The sequence below is a fragment of the Microbacterium algeriense genome (assembly GCF_008868005.1).
GTDB classification, from domain to species: domain Bacteria; phylum Actinomycetota; class Actinomycetes; order Actinomycetales; family Microbacteriaceae; genus Microbacterium; species Microbacterium algeriense.
Window position 1 is genome coordinate 742,042 of record NZ_WAAO01000002.1, and the last position, 14,686, is coordinate 756,727.

A 14,686-nucleotide genomic window follows, 5' to 3' on the forward strand; every position below is an offset into this window, starting at 1 on the left:
ACATCTGGAGGAAGAATGACAGCGCCTGGCGCCCCCGCACCGACTGCTGCCGATCGCCGGCGGTGGGCTCGATACCTCGTCGAGGAGCGCGCGGAGGGCGCCGTCTATCAGCGGCTCGCCGCGCGTCGGGAGGGCGAGGAGCGCGAGATCCTCCTCAGCCTGGCGGAGGCGGAGCGGCGTCACGAGCAGCACTGGCTCGATCTGCTCGGCGGCGCTCCCGCCCGTCTTCCCCGCGCCGGGATCCGCTCGCGGCTTCTGGGATGGATGGCCGGCCGATTCGGTTCGATCTTCGTCCTGGCGCTCGCGCAGAGCGAGGAGGCGCGGTCGCCGTACGACGCGGAGCAGTACGCCACACCGGCGATGCGCGCGGACGAGAAGGTCCACTATGAGGTCGTGCGCGGACTCGCCGCCCGCGGCCGTCGCCGTCTGTCCGGGTCGTTCCGCGCCGCGGTGTTCGGGGCGAACGACGGCCTGGTCAGCAACCTCGCGCTGGTCCTCGGCATCGGCGCCACGGGTGTCAGCTCGGGGTTCGTGCTCTTCAGCGGCATCGCGGGACTGCTCGCCGGTGCGCTCTCGATGGGCGCGGGGGAGTTCGTGTCGGTGCGATCGCAGCGGGAGCTCCTGGCCGCCACCGAGGCGAACGAGGACGCGGCGGCCTCGGCCGGTGACCTCGACATCGACGAGAACGAGCTCGCCCTGGTCTACCGGGCGCGGGGCATGGATCCAGCCGAGTCGCTCGACCGAGCCCGCCGGATCGTGACCGCAGCCCAGGCCGGCGTGCGGCACGCGGCGACAGGCCCGGTCCGCGTCGCGGGCGGAGACGACCATGAGATCGTCGGCAGCGACTGGATGGCGGCGATCTCGAGCTTCCTGCTGTTCGCCTCCGGGGCCATCATCCCGGTCCTGCCCTGGATCTTCGGCCTGCAGGGGACGGTCGCGATCGTGCTGGCGCTGGTGCTGGTCGGGATCGCGCTGCTGAGCACCGGCGCGATGGTGGGCGTCCTCTCCGGAGGCCCACCCCTGCGTCGCGCACTGCGTCAGCTCGCGATCGGCTTCGGCGCGGCCGCGATCACCTACGCTCTCGGCCTGCTGTTCGGGGTGGGGGCGGTCTGAGGAGATGCCCCGCCGACCACGGCGGGGCTTCTCCACGGCGAAGAGGGAACGAAGAAGGCCCCGGATCCTGGGATCCGGGGCCTTCTTGTTCCTGTGCGCGGAGGGGGACTTGAACCCCCACGCCCTTACGGGCACTACGACCTCAACGTAGCGCGTCTACCATTCCGCCACCCGCGCAGGTGTTGGATGATCGTTGCCGACCGAAGAATGACATTACCACGTCCTCCACGGCCTCTCGAACCGAGGCCTCCGCCCGGGCGTGGCGTGCGGTTTCGATAGCCTGGAGCACATGACCGATCCCTCCCTCCCGGAGGTCGCCCGCATCGCGAGCGACCTCATCCGCTTCGACACCTCGAACTTCGGCGGAGGCAACGCGAAGGGCGAGCGTGAGGCCGCCGAGTACGTCGGCGCCTATCTTCAGGGTCTCGGCCTCGAGGTCGAGTACTACGAGCCGATCCCGCGCCGCACGAACGTGATGGCACGGGTCCCGGGCAGGGACCGGAGCAAGCCGGCCCTCGTGGTGCACGGCCACCTCGACGTCGTGCCGGCGATGGCCGAGGACTGGAGCGTCGACCCGTTCGCCGGGATCGTGAAGGACGGCATGCTCTGGGGGCGCGGCGCCGTCGACATGAAGAACATGAACGCCATGATCCTCACGTCGGTCGCGGACATCCTCCGCGCGGGAGAGCAGCCGGAGCGCGACCTCGTGCTGGCCTTCTTCGCCGACGAGGAGAACGGCGGGGTCGAGGGCTCGGCGCTCGTCGTGCAGAATCGCCCCGAGTGGTTCGAGGGCGCCACGGCCGCGATCAGCGAGGTCGGCGGGTACTCGATCACGGTCGACGACCGCCGCGCGTATCTGCTGCAGGTGGGGGAGAAGGCGCTGATCTGGATCCGCCTCGTCGCGAAGGGGCGTGCCGGTCATGGCAGCCGCCTGCACGAGGACAACGCGGTGACGAAGCTGGCGGAGGCCGTCGCCGCGATCGGAAGGACGCGCTGGCCGCTCCGGCTGACCCCCACGACGGAGGCGCTGCTCGAGGGTCTCAGCGCCCTCAGCGGACGCAGCACGGACGACCCCGATGCCCTCGCGGCGGCCGCCGGTCCCGCCGAGGCTTTCCTGCGCTCCACCTTCCGCACCACGACCAACCCCACCGCACTCACGGCCGGCTACAAGCACAACGTGATCCCGGAGCGGGCCGAGGCGCTGATCGACGTCCGAGTGATCCCCGGCACCGAGGACGACGTGCTCGCCGAGCTGCAGCAGATCGTCGGCGACGACATCGTCATCGAGACGGTCGTGCGTGATATCGGCATGGAGACGCCGTTCGAGGGGGAGCTCGTCGAGGCCATGGTGGCGAGCATCGGCCGACACGACCCCGGCGTGCCGGTGATCCCGTACCTGCTCGGCGCGGGGACGGACAACAAGGCGCTGGCCTTCCTCGGCATCACCGGATATGGATTCGCCCCGCTGCGGCTGCCTGCCGACCTCGACTTCACGGGCATGTTCCACGGAGTCGACGAGCGCGTTCCCGTAGAATCGCTTGTCTTCGGCCAGCGGGTGCTGACCGATCTGCTGCGCACGTACTGAGCGCCGCCCGCTCCGTGCCACCCTGACCTGAAGGCCCTCCATGCATCTGCTCGAAGCACTGATCCTCGGCATCGTCCAAGGGCTCACCGAGTTCCTCCCGATCTCGTCCAGCGCGCACCTGCGCATCCTCGGCACGTTCCTGCCGTCGGGGGAGGACCCAGGCGCGGCGTTCACCGCGATCACCCAGATCGGCACCGAGGCGGCCGTGGTGGTCTTCTTCTGGCGCGACATCGTGCGCATCGTCACGCAGTGGTTCCGCTCGCTGGTCGGCAAGGCGCCCCGGAACGACCCGGACGCCAGGATGGGCTGGCTGATCATCATCGGCAGCATCCCGATCGTCCTGCTCGGCCTGCTGTTCCAGGATCAGATCGAGACGGTGCTGCGGTCGATGTGGATCGTCGCGATCATGCTGATCGTGTTCGGCATCCTCCTGGGAGTAGCCGACTACGTCGGCGCGAAGCGCCGCAAGCTCGACGACCTCACGTACCCGCACGGCATCGCCTTCGGCTTCGCCCAGGCGCTCGCGCTCATCCCCGGCGTCTCCCGCTCGGGCGGCACCATCACGATGGGGCTCTTCCTCGGCTACGAGCGTGCCGCCGCCGCGCGCTACGCCTTCCTGCTCGCGATCCCCGCGGTGTTCGGCAGCGGCTTCTACCAGGTGTTCAAGAGCTGGGACGAGCCGTCGTTCTTCTCGTTCGGCGACACGCTCGCCGCGACCGGCATCGCGTTCGTGGTGGCGCTCGGCGTGATCGCCTTCTTCATGAACTGGATCTCGAAGCGCAGCTTCCTGCCGTTCGTGATCTACCGGATCCTGCTCGGCACCGTGCTGCTGGTTCTCCTCGGCACCGGCGTGATCGCGGCCTGACCCGCGTCAGCGCTTACGGTCTCCGGAGCCGTCGTCGCGGCGCCGGAGGTACCGTTCGAACGCCTGCGCGATCGCATCTCCCGAGGCGTCGGGCGAGTCCCACGTGTCGCGCGTGCGCTCGAGCTGGCGGATGTACTCCGCCATGTCCTCGTCCTCGGAGGCGGCCGCATCGATCGAGGCCTCCCATGCTGCGGCCTCCGTGCGCAGACGCTGACGATCGACGTCGACCCCGGTCAGCTCCTCCAGCCGGTCCAGCAGGGCGAGGGTGACCTTAGGCGAGGGCGCCGCAGACGCCACGTAGTGGGGGACGCTGGCCCAGAGACTCGCGGTGGGGATGCCCGCGTTCTCGGCGAAGTGCTCGAACACCGAGAGGATGCCGACCGGTCCTTCGTACATCGACCGCTCGAGGCCGTGCGCCTCGCGCACCTGCTCGTTCTGGCTCGAGGCGAAGATCGAGATGGGGCGCGTGTGCGGGACGTCGGAGAGCATCGCGCCCAACGTCACGAATCCGGTGATGTCGTCACGGAGCGCCACGTCGATGAACTCCGCGGCGAACGACTGCCAGGTGCGCGCAGGCTCCGCGCCGGTCAGGAGCCAGAACTCCGGACCCGGACCAGGGTCGCGCGGGCGCCAGAGCCCCGCCTCCGGCCAGCTGAGCTGGCGCCGCCCCTCGGCGTCCATGCGGGTGGACGGGCGCGTGTACTGATAGTCGAAATACAGCTCGGGGTCGACCGAGTGCACGAGGTCGTATTCGCGTGACGAGCGCAGCGCCTCGACCGCGCCGCTCGCCGCCTCGCCTGCATCGTTCCAGCCGTCGAAGGCGGCGATGATGATGCGCGGACCGAGAACATCCATCGATGGCTCCCTTCGACGTCGCGGATGTGATCCCTCCAGGCTAGCCCGCGACGACGGGATGTGGGCGGCCCCGGCTAGCATGGGTTCAGTGAGCAGAAAACCCAGCGCGGTCCTTTGGGACATGGATGGAACACTCGTCGACACCGAGCCCTACTGGATGGCGGCGGAGACGGCGCTGGTGGAGTCGTTCGGCGGATCGTGGAGCCACGCCGATGCCCTGCAGCTGGTCGGAAGCGGGCTGCTCGACAGCGCAGTGATCCTGCAGAACGCGGGCGTGGCGATGGAGGCGGAGGCCATCGTCTCGCACCTGACCGACGTCGTTCAGAACTCGTTGCGCACCCAGGGAGTGCCGTTCCGGCCGGGAGCGCAGGAGCTTCTGCGCGATCTGCGGGACGCCGGAGTGCCGACGGGGCTGGTGACGATGTCCCTGCGGCGGATGGCGCTGAGCGTCGTCGACCTGATCGACTTCGAGCCCTTCGACATCGTCGTCGCCGGCGATGACGTCGACAACCCGAAGCCGCACCCCGAGCCGTACCTCCAGGCGGCCGCGCTCCTGGATATCGACATCGCCGAGGCGATCGTGATCGAGGACTCGCCCACGGGCGTCCGCGCCGGTCTCGCCTCCGGCGCACTGACCCTCGCCGTGCCGCACATCGTCTCGCTCGACGGTCTCGGAGCGCATGAGCTGTGGCCGACGCTCGACGGGCGCGGCAGCGTCGACCTCGTCGATCTGCACCAGCGTCGGAGCGCCGTGATGGGAGCGACGCGATGACCGAGACGCGCGCTCCGCGGCCCAGCGGTCCGTTCCGGGTGGGCGACCGCGTACAGCTCACCGGGCCCAAGGGGCGGCTGCACACCGTGACGCTGCGCGAGGACGGCGAGCTGCACACCCACCAGGGCGTGCTCCGTCACCGCGATCTCATCGGCCTCCCGGACGGCTCCGTCGTGGCGAACAGCTCCGGCCATGACTATCTCGCCCTGCGTCCGCTGCTGCGGGACTTCGCGATGTCGATGCCGCGAGGAGCGGCGATCGTCTACCCGAAGGACGCCGCGCAGATCGTCATGCAGGCCGACATCTTCCCCGGCGCCGTCGTCGTCGAGGCCGGCGTGGGCTCGGGGGCGCTGTCCCTCTCGCTCCTGCGCGCGGTCGGTCCCGCGGGCTCTCTGATCTCGTTCGAGCGCCGCGAGGACTTCGCCGATGTGGCGAAGGGCAACGTGGAGACCTTCTTCGGCGAGCGACCGGACACCTGGCGCGTCGTCGTGGGCGACCTGGTCCAGGCACTGCCGGCCGAGGTGTCGCCGGGGAGCGTCGATCGCGTCGTCCTCGACATGCTCGCGCCCTGGGAGTGCATGGACGTGGTCGCCGACGCATTGACACCGGGCGGGGTCGTGCTCTGCTACGTGGCGACCGCGACCCAGCTGTCGCGCGTGGCCGAGTACATCCGCGCCACGGGGCTCTTCACGGATCCGGACGCGTCCGAGACGATGGTCCGCGGCTGGCACGTGGAGGGGCTCGCCGTGCGCCCTGACCACCGCATGGTCGCCCACACCGGTTTCCTGCTGACCGCCCGCCGGCTGGCCCCCGGGGCGGTCGCTCCCTCGGTCAAGCGTCGCGCCTCGAAGAGCAGCTATGGCGACGCGGACGTGGAGGCGTGGACGCCCGGCGCTCTCGGGGACAGGGAGATCAGCGACAAGAATCTCCGCAAGCGCGCCCGGGAGGCCGAGAAGGCAGCAGAAGGGGCGCGTCAGGCCGCGGCGACGCGCGAATCGGGGCACGCGACGGAATAGACTGGAGCGCGTGCGTAAAACGTCCGCCGTTCTGGCATCCCTCAGCCTCGCCGTCCTCGCCCTGACGGGCTGCACCGCCGTCTCCTCCGAGGCGTCGCCCGCATGCGATCGCAGCGCCGATGACGCGGGGATCCGGGATGCAGTGACCGTGGAGGGGCCCATCGGCCAGACGCCGGATGTGTCGGTGTTCGCGCCGCTGCAGCTCACGAAGTCCGCCGTCGCCGACGCGACGGTGGGTGACGGACGCCAGATCGTCGACGACACCCAGGGGCTCGTCGCCGAGATCTCGATCTTCCGCGGTGACACGGGGGAGCAGATCTTCGCGACCTCCTACGACAAGAACCGCGGCCAGATCTCCACGGCCGCGCACTGGGCACAGCAGTCGCCGGGCCTTGCGACCGTCTTCGACTGCGCCACCGCCGGCACCCGGATCGTCGCCGGCCTCACGCCCGAGGACTTCGGAGAGAACAACGTCCAGGGCTTCGGCCTCGACCCCGACACGAACGTGGTGTTCGTGATCGACGTCGTCGACGTGTTCCTGGACCGCGCGGAGGGCACCCTCCAGTTCAACGATGCCAAGGGCATGCCCACCGTCGTGCGCGCCTCGGACGGCACGCCGGGCATCATCATCCCGGATGCCGCAGCGCCGACGAAGCAGCAGATGCAGACGCTCATCAAGGGCGACGGCGACCCCGTGACCGCCGACCAGCTGCCGCTCGTCAACGTGATGGCCGTCGGCTGGGACGACAAGCAGGTCATCTCCAACACGTGGGAGCAGACCTTCAGCGTCGATCTCGCCTCGAGCGCCCCCACGGTCGCCGAGGCGCTGGTGGGACAGCCCGTCGGCTCCCAGGTCCTCGTGGTCACCCCTGCCGCTGACGGGGCACCCGCCGTCGCCTACGTCGTCGACATCCTGGGCGCAGTGACGGCGCCCACGCAATGATGGCCGCCCGGATCCCCGCGGAGGAGCGCCTGACGAACCTCGTCGTGGCGCTCATGTCCACGGAGATCGGGCTGACGAAGCAGCAGATCCTCGACAACGTGTCCGGGTACCGCCAACGCGCGGACGCCGGGACGCGGTCCGACGCCCTCGAGAAGATGTTCGAGCGCGACAAGGAGGAGCTGCGCGCACTCGGAGTGCCGATCGAGACACTGGGGGACGCCGCAGATCCCAACGATCTCCGCGAGGCCCGTTATCGCATTCCTCAGGCGGAATACGATCTGCCAGGAGACATCGAGTTCTCGCCGGCGGAGCTCGCCGTGCTTCGTCTCGCCGGGAGCGTCTGGAGCGCGGAATCCGTCTCCGGCGACGCGCAGTCCGGCGTCCGGAAGATCCGAGCGCTGGGCATCGACGGCGACGAGCCGATCATCGGATTCGCGCCGCGCATCACGGCACGGGACGCGGCCTTCGCGCCGCTGCAGGACGCGATCGAGCGGTGCCGAGTGGTCACCTTCGACTATCTCAAGCCCGGTGAGGATGCGCCGCGCCGTCGAACCGTCCGGCCGCTCGCGCTGGTCGACTACGAAGCGCGCTGGCACGTGTTCGGCGTGGACGTCGACGCCGACGGGGACCGGACGTTCCTGCTCAGCCGGATCGTGGGGGATGTCCGCGTCACGGCCAAGAGCTTCGACGCGACGCTGCGCGACGGAGCGGGGGAGAGGGCGCTGGCCGGGCTCGAGCGCGTCGCCTCGGCGAACTCCGCACTGCTGGAGGTCACGCCCGGAACCGAGGCAGCGCTCCGGCTCGGTCGTCGGGCGACCGCCGCCGCGCAGGGGATCACCGTGCCCTTCGTCGACCTGCACATCCTCGCCGACGAGCTCGCGTCGTACGGCCCCGAGGTGCGGGTGGTCGAGCCGGCGCCGCTGCGCGAGGCCGTCATCGCCCGTCTCGAGGCCGTGGTCAGGGCGCACACCGATGAGGGGGAGACGCGATGAGCGAGAAGTCAAAGCCCCTGCTGGCCGCCGACCGCGTGCGGCTCTACCTCACCCTCGTGCCCTATCTCCTCGAGCACGGGCAGGTGTCGCTCGCCGAGGCGGCGGCGGAGTTCGGCGTCACCCCGCAGGAGATGCGCGGGATGGTCGAGAAGCTCACCGTGATCGGGCTGCCGGGAGAGTCGGGCTATTGGCAGCAGCCCCAGGAGATGTTCGACATCAACTGGGATCTGCTGGACCTCGAGGACGTCATCGAGATCACGAACGACGTCGCGCTCCGTCGCGTTCCCCGGTTCACCGCGCGCGAGGCCGCCGCGCTCCTCGCCGGGCTGCAGATGGTGGCGGCCGTCCCGGCGGTCTCCGACTCCGGCCTCGTCGCCGGCCTGATCTCGAAGCTGTCGCGGGGCGCGGCGGATGCACCGGCGGATGTGGTCGTGGCGCCCAGCGCCGTGGACGAGGTGCGAGAGGCGGTCGCGCGCGGTCTCCAGCACGGCGTGGCGCTCTCCTTCACGTACCAGGCTCCGGATGCCGCACCGACGACGAGGACCGTCGATCCCGTGCAGATCCTGATCACCAACGGGCAGTGGTACCTCCAGGGCTGGTGTCACCTGCGCCAGGCCATGCGCACCTTCCATCTGGATCGGGTCAGTGCGCCCGTCCTCACCGACATCCCCATCACCCATGGCGGCGATCTCGTGCCGGAGGCGTTCGTCGGTCTCGACGCCGAGCGCGAAGTCACCGTGCGCGTGCCGGAGAGACTGGCGCCGCTGCTGACCGGGTTCCTGCCGCGCGGCACGGAGCACACCGTGGTGAACGGCACCGTGACGATGAAGCTGCACCTCGCGGATCCGCGCGGCATCAAGCGGCTCGCGGCTCGATTCGGGGGCTCGATGGTGGTGCTCGATCCGGGCATCGCGCGTTCGGCGGCGAGGGACTGGGCGGCGTCAGGACTCGCGCTCTACCGTCGCCCCGATCCCGAGGTTTGATCTGTAGACTGGACCGAACGATCACGACGACGGGAAACCCTGACATGTTCGCTGGAATGCAAGGTTGGCACCTGCTCATCGTGCTGGCCGTTATCCTCCTTCTGTTCGGCGCGGCCAAGCTGCCGGCCCTCGCGAAGAGCATGGGCCAGTCGGCCCGCGTGTTCAAGGGCGAGATGAAGGCGATGAAGGAGGAGGACGCCGCTCGGACGGACTCCACGGTCGCCGAGCCCTCGTCGGCGAAGGACTCGGGCATCGACCCTGAGACTCCGCCCCGCGCCTGACCGGCCGTGGCAGCCCTCGAACCGACGGTGATGCCCAAGGCGGATCGGGAACGGCGGATGTCGCTCGGTGCGCATCTCGTCGAACTCCGCAAGCGCCTGATGATCGCGGCGCTCGCTCTCGTGCTGGGCATGGTGGTGGCGTTCCTGGTCACCGACCCCGTCATCAGTTTCATCACCAAGCCGATCAATGACATCGCCGAGCAGCGTGGCGAGGATGTCGCGGCACTCGTGTACTCGACGATCACCGGTCCGTTCGACATGCGCATGCGGATCGCCTTCTCGCTCGGACTGTTCATCTCCGCGCCGGTCTGGTTGTGGCAGATCTGGGCGTTCATCATGCCGGGGCTCACGCGCAAGGAGATCCGGTACACCGTGGCCTTCGTCGCCGCCTCGGTGCCGCTGTTCTTCGCCGGCTGCTACGTCGGGGTGATGATCCAGCCGCACATCATCGAGCTGATGGCCAGCTTCACGCCGGAGGGGGCGAAGAACCTCTTCCAAGCGCAGGAGTACTACGACTTCATCTTCAAGCTGATGATCGTGATCGGCATCTCGTTCGTGCTCCCTGTCTTCCTGGTGGCGCTGAACGTCGCCGGCGTCATGTCGGGTCGCGCGATCCTCAAGGGGTGGCGCGTGGCGATCATCATCGCGACGGTCTTCGCCGCCCTCGCCACGCCCGCGGCCGACGTGATCAGCATGCTGATGCTCGCCGGGATCCTGATCGTCCTGTTCTTCGCTGCGGCCGGACTCTCCCTGCTCTTCGATCGCCGCAAGCGCAAACGCGATGAGGCCGCGGGGCTCCTGCCGGACGCGGCATGAGCTCGCCCTCCGAGAAGTACGCGCAGGCTCGCGCGGCCGCGGAGCACCCGGAGTCGACGGCGTTCGCCGCGCTGCAGAAGTTCCAGCTGGATCCCTTCCAGGTGGCCGGATGCCACGCCCTCGAGAACGGCCGGAGCGTGCTCGTGGCAGCGCCGACCGGCGCGGGCAAGACCGTCGTGGGGGAGTTCGCGATCCACCTCGCGATGCAGAGCTCCAGCGACAAGGCGTTCTACACGACGCCGATGAAAGCCCTCTCCAACCAGAAGTTCCGCGAACTGGTCGAGGTCTACGGTGCCGATCAGGTCGGTCTGCTCACCGGTGACACGAACATCAACGGAAACGCACGCATCGTGGTGATGACCACCGAGGTGCTCCGGAACATGATCTATGCCGACTCCGCGGCGCTGCGCGATCTGCGGTACGTGGTCATGGACGAGGTCCACTATCTGGCCGACCGCTTCCGCGGCGCGGTGTGGGAAGAGGTCATCATCCACCTCCCTGCGCGGGTGCGCCTGGTGTCGCTGAGCGCGACGGTGTCGAACGCCGAGGAGTTCGGCGACTGGCTCGACACGGTCCGCGGCGACACCGAGGTCATCGTCTCGGAGATCCGGCCGGTACCGCTGGAGCAGCATGTGCTCGTCCGCGACGACCTGCTCCCGCTGTTCGACGACCGCGCAGGGCTCGCGACAGCTCAGGTGAACCAGGAGCTCATGCGCATCCGCTCCTCGACGGGGTCGAACTACGACAACAACCGCCAGGCGCAGTCCTACCGCAGCAACAGGCACGCAGGTCGGCAGGCGCAGCGGCCTCCGCGCGGTGGGCGGCGTCCGGTGCGCGCAGCGAATGCCCGGCGGATCGAGCGCATGGATCGCCCGGACGTCGTGCGGCTGCTGGAACGCGCGAACCTACTTCCCGCGATCTTCTTCATCTTCAGTCGTGTCGGCTGCGACGCGGCCGTGCAGCAGGTGCGGCGCTCCGGCATCCGACTGACCACGAACGAGGAGCGCGCGGAGATCCGCGCGATGGTCGAGGACCGCACCCGGTCGCTCCAGGACGAGGACCTCGACGTCCTCGGGTACTGGGAATGGCTGGACAACCTCGAGCGCGGTGTCGCCTCGCATCATGCGGGACTGCTCCCGGCGTTCAAGGAGGTCGTGGAGGAGCTCTTCCGGCGCAAGCTCGTCAAGGTCGTCTTCGCGACGGAGACGCTCGCGCTGGGCATCAACATGCCCGCGCGCACCGTGGTGCTGGAGAAGATGGAGAAGTTCAACGGCGAGGCTCGTGTCGCCATCACCTCGGGCGAGTACACGCAGCTGACCGGCCGCGCCGGCAGGCGGGGGATCGACGTCGAGGGCCATGCCGTCGTGCAGTGGACCGAGGGCATGGATCCGCAGGCGGTCGCGGCACTCGCTTCCCGACGGACGTATCCGCTCAACTCGAGCTTCCGGCCGACCTACAACATGGCCGTCAACCTCATCGACATGTTCGGCAAGGTCAGGGCTCGCCAGATCCTCGAATCGTCCTTCGCACAGTTCCAGGCCGATCGTGCGGTCGTCGGGCTGGCTCGACAGGTCAGGGAGGCCGAGGAGTCGTTGGCGGGCTATCAGGCCGCCATGGCCTGCGAACACGGTGACTTCTCGGAGTATTCGGCGATCCGGCGCGAACTGAGCGACCTGGAGAAGAAGAACCGTCAGGACTCGAACGCGCCGCGCGCGGCGCGGGACAAGCGGATGAAGCGGATCCAGACGCTGCGGACGCAGATGCAGCGTCACCCGTGTCACCGCTGCCCGGACCGTGAGGCGCATGCTCGCTGGGCGGAGCGGTACTGGAAGCTGAAGCGTCAGACGGACAGGACGCGGCGGCAGATCGAGACGCGCACGGGAACCGTGGCACGCGTGTTCGACCGGGTGGTGGAGGTGCTCGAGACCCTGGACTACCTGACCGGCGAGGGCCCCGAGACCGCGCTGACGGAAGCGGGGAGGACGATGCGACGCATCTACGGCGAACGCGACCTCCTCGTCGCGGAGTCGCTGCGGCAGGGGCTGTGGAACGGCCTCGATGCTCCCTCTCTCGCGGCCATGGCCTGCTGCCTCGTGTACGAGCCCCGCCGCGATGAGGCGAACTCGGGGGAGAGGGGTCTTCCGCGCGGTGCGTTCCGTGCCGCGTACGAGAAGACCACGACCCTGTGGGCCGAGCTCGATGATCTGGAGCAGGACCATCACCTTCCCGGGAGCGAGCCGCTGGCCGCGGGCCTGGCCGGCGCCATGCATTCCTGGGCGCGCGGCGGTCTGCTCGACCGCGTGCTGATCGACGCGGACATGGCGGCGGGAGATTTCGTGCGCTGGGCGAAGCAGACGATCGATCTGCTCGATCAGCTGTCGATTGTCGCAGAGGACGCCGCGCTCGCGCGGACGGCTCGAGCCGCGCTGGACGGCGTGCGCCGCGGAATCGTCGCCTACTCGTCGATGTGAGGATGGACGGGATGACCGACTCCCGCGCGCGCGAGCGCGCCCTGCTCCCGCTCTGGGCGGCCGTTCCGGCAGCCGCCCTCGCCGCCCTGCTGATGGATCTCGCGTACCCGGAGGCCGGGATCTGGATCCTCGCCTTCCCGTCTGCCGCCCTGCTGCTGCTGTCGTTGATCGGGCGGCGCTTCGGCGGTGCACTGTTGGTCGGCCTGGTCTACGGGGTGCTGTTCTTCGGCATGCTCGTGTCGTGGACCTCGCGCTATCTCGGTCCGATCCCGTGGGCGGCGCTCAGCGTCGTCGAAGGAGGGCTGACGGCCCTGGCACTGGTGCCGACGGCCCTGGCATACCGCTGGCTCCTTCGGGCCTTCCCCGGCACAGCAGGCCGGCTGTTCGTCCTCCCCGTGGTCGTCGCCGCGCTGTGGGTCGGGCGCGAGGTCTTCCTCGGCTCCTGGCCGTACGGAGGGTTCCCCTGGGCGCGTATCGGCATGAGCCAGGCGGAGAGCCCTCTGGCACCGCTGTCGTCGTGGGTGGGGGTGAGCGGGCTCGGTTTCCTCATGGTCCTCCTGGTCGCGATGCTCATCGAGGTCGTCCGGCTGCGGGCGTGGCGTCGACCGATCCGTCTGGTGGCACCCGCCGTACTGGCCGTGGTCCTGCTGTTCACCCCGCTCTTCCCGACCTCGGTCTCGGGGTCGATGCGCATCGCCGCCGTTCAGGGCAACGGCCCCACCGGTTACTTCGACGAGCGCGAGCCGTTCTCGGTCATCCAGGCGCAGACCGACGCGACGGCACCGCTGTACGGCGAGGACGTGGACCTGCTGGTGTGGCCGGAGGGATCGCTCGACGCCGATCCGTTCCAGAACGAGGCGATCGCCCGGCGAATGACCCTCGTGTCGACGCGGGTCGGCGCGCCGCTGCTGGCCAACGCGGCGACGGGCCGGGACGACCGCTATTACAACACCTCGATGCTGTGGAACAGCGACGGCACCGCGGAACAGACGCACGACAAACGGCACCCCGTGCCCTTCGGCGAGTACGTGCCGGATCGCGCGTTCTACAACGCGCTGGTCCCCGATCTGATCGGCCTGATCCAGCGCGAGTACACCCCGGGGACGAACCCCCCGATCGTGGAGGTCGGCGGAGTGCCGGTGGGTCTGGCGATCTGCTTCGACGTCATCTACGACGACGTGATCACGGAGAGCTTGAACAACGGCGCGCAAGTGCTCGTCTTCCAGACGAACAACGCGGACTTCCGTGGCACAGACGAGAATCTGCAGCAGCTGTCCTTCGCGCGCATGCGGGCGATCGAGACGGGACGCAGCGTCGTGAACATCTCCACCGTCGGCACCAGCCAGGTCATCCGCAGCGACGGCTCGACCGTCACCCGGCTAAATGCGGATGAGGCCGGAGCGATGCTCGAGGATGTCGAGCTTCGGTCCGGCCTCACAGCGGGGGTTGTTCTGGGGCCCTGGCTCCAGCTGCTGCTGGTCTGGGGCGGTCTGGGCGCGCTCGTGTTCGGGTGGTGGCGCGCCCGGAGGCGCTAAGCGCCGATCTTCTCCCTCGTCGGGTCTTCGCCGGCACCCCGGCGGGCCCGGATGAAGGCGAACCGCTCCTCGAGCAGCTCCTCGAGCTCCGCACGGGTGCGGCGCTCCATCAGCATGTCCCAGTGGGTGCGAGCGGCCTTCTCGTCGGTCGCTTCGAGCGTCACGGCCTGGCCGTCGACGTTCAAGCGGGCCTCAGCACCGCAGGAGCGGCACTCCCAGGTCTGGGGCGGCTCGGCGTCCGCCGCGAACATCAGGTTCGTGACGTGGCCGCATGTGTCACAGGTGTAGGTGGTCTCACGGCGCTCCATGAAAACGACGCCCTCTTCGCTCTGTAGGCTCTGGGCGCCGAGTCGGATGCCGCGCAGGCTGCGATCTGCCATTTTGTGGTCCTCTCGTCGCTGTCAGGTATAACGCTCCAGCCTGTGCGCTTCATCCACGCGGGCGGCTTCCCGGCGGAAC

General features: G+C 69.2%; 14 protein-coding genes and 1 tRNA gene. 12 read left to right on the plus strand and 3 right to left on the minus strand.

Going from position 1 to position 14,686, the window contains the following annotated elements; translation table 11 throughout:
- Positions 1–15 precede the first annotated feature (15 nt).
- Entirely contained in the window at positions 16–1,113 is a 1,098-nt protein-coding gene (locus tag F6A08_RS11190; RefSeq protein ID WP_151459472.1) for a VIT1/CCC1 transporter family protein, read from the plus strand.
- A gap of 94 nt (positions 1,114–1,207) precedes the next feature.
- On the opposite strand, the gene F6A08_RS11195 is transcribed toward F6A08_RS11190, so the two are convergent.
- Positions 1,208–1,290: transfer RNA gene (locus tag F6A08_RS11195), tRNA-Leu, on the minus strand.
- 112 nt (positions 1,291–1,402) lie between these two features.
- Here F6A08_RS11195 and F6A08_RS11200 point away from each other — a divergent pair.
- Together F6A08_RS11200 and F6A08_RS11205 are read left to right on the plus strand one after the other, a co-directional pair.
- Positions 1,403–2,698, plus strand: coding sequence for a M20/M25/M40 family metallo-hydrolase (locus F6A08_RS11200; protein ID WP_017202087.1), 1,296 nt, complete (start codon positions 1,403–1,405; stop codon positions 2,696–2,698).
- A 40-nt stretch (positions 2,699–2,738) separates the two neighbouring features.
- Positions 2,739–3,563 carry an undecaprenyl-diphosphate phosphatase gene (locus F6A08_RS11205; protein ID WP_017202088.1) on the plus strand — a complete coding sequence of 275 codons (825 nt, stop codon included), beginning with the start codon at positions 2,739–2,741 and terminating at the stop codon, positions 3,561–3,563.
- Between the two features lie 6 nt (positions 3,564–3,569).
- Here the strand turns inward: F6A08_RS11205 and F6A08_RS11210 are convergent, their stop codons facing one another.
- Positions 3,570–4,418 carry a PAC2 family protein gene (locus F6A08_RS11210; protein ID WP_124895519.1) on the minus strand — a complete coding sequence of 283 codons (849 nt, stop codon included), beginning with the start codon at positions 4,416–4,418 and terminating at the stop codon, positions 3,570–3,572.
- Positions 4,419–4,497: 79 nt separating this feature from the next.
- On the opposite strand from F6A08_RS11210, the gene F6A08_RS11215 reads away from it, so the two are divergent.
- The 9 genes from F6A08_RS11215 to lnt are packed head-to-tail and all read left to right on the plus strand — an operon-like array spanning position 4,498 to position 14,227.
- Positions 4,498–5,190 carry an HAD family hydrolase gene (locus F6A08_RS11215; protein WP_263971440.1) on the plus strand — a complete coding sequence of 231 codons (693 nt, stop codon included), beginning with the start codon at positions 4,498–4,500 and terminating at the stop codon, positions 5,188–5,190.
- Positions 5,187–6,206, plus strand: coding sequence for a tRNA (adenine-N1)-methyltransferase (locus F6A08_RS11220; protein ID WP_017202091.1), 1,020 nt, complete (start codon positions 5,187–5,189; stop codon positions 6,204–6,206). The genes F6A08_RS11215 and F6A08_RS11220 overlap by 4 nt, the downstream gene beginning before the upstream one ends.
- A 10-nt stretch (positions 6,207–6,216) precedes the next feature.
- Positions 6,217–7,149 (plus strand): FKBP-type peptidyl-prolyl cis-trans isomerase, encoded by a 933-nt coding sequence (locus F6A08_RS11225; RefSeq protein ID WP_151459473.1) that lies wholly within the window; start codon positions 6,217–6,219, stop codon positions 7,147–7,149.
- Entirely contained in the window at positions 7,149–8,141 is a 993-nt protein-coding gene (locus F6A08_RS11230) for a helix-turn-helix transcriptional regulator (protein ID WP_124896846.1), read from the plus strand. The genes F6A08_RS11225 and F6A08_RS11230 overlap by 1 nt, the downstream gene beginning before the upstream one ends.
- Entirely contained in the window at positions 8,138–9,124 is a 987-nt protein-coding gene (locus F6A08_RS11235) for a helix-turn-helix transcriptional regulator (protein ID WP_017202094.1), read from the plus strand. Before F6A08_RS11230 ends, F6A08_RS11235 begins: the two co-directional genes overlap by 4 nt.
- Positions 9,125–9,168: 44 nt before the next feature.
- On the plus strand, positions 9,169–9,405 hold the full coding sequence (gene tatA / locus F6A08_RS11240) for a twin-arginine translocase TatA/TatE family subunit (protein WP_124895522.1): 237 nt from the start codon (positions 9,169–9,171) through the stop codon (positions 9,403–9,405).
- Positions 9,406–9,462: 57 nt separating this feature from the next.
- Positions 9,463–10,221, plus strand: a complete 759-nt coding sequence (tatC, locus tag F6A08_RS11245) for a twin-arginine translocase subunit TatC (RefSeq protein ID WP_151459740.1) — start codon at positions 9,463–9,465, stop codon at positions 10,219–10,221.
- Positions 10,218–12,692, plus strand: coding sequence for a DEAD/DEAH box helicase (locus F6A08_RS11250; protein WP_151459474.1), 2,475 nt, complete (start codon positions 10,218–10,220; stop codon positions 12,690–12,692). Before tatC ends, F6A08_RS11250 begins: the two co-directional genes overlap by 4 nt.
- Before the next feature lie 11 nt (positions 12,693–12,703).
- Positions 12,704–14,227, plus strand: coding sequence for an apolipoprotein N-acyltransferase (lnt, locus tag F6A08_RS11255; protein ID WP_151459475.1), 1,524 nt, complete (start codon positions 12,704–12,706; stop codon positions 14,225–14,227).
- Here lnt and F6A08_RS11260 read toward each other — a convergent pair.
- Entirely contained in the window at positions 14,224–14,607 is a 384-nt protein-coding gene (locus F6A08_RS11260; protein ID WP_151459476.1) for an RNA polymerase-binding protein RbpA, read from the minus strand. The genes lnt and F6A08_RS11260 overlap by 4 nt on opposite strands.
- Positions 14,608–14,686: the final 79 nt, after the last annotated feature.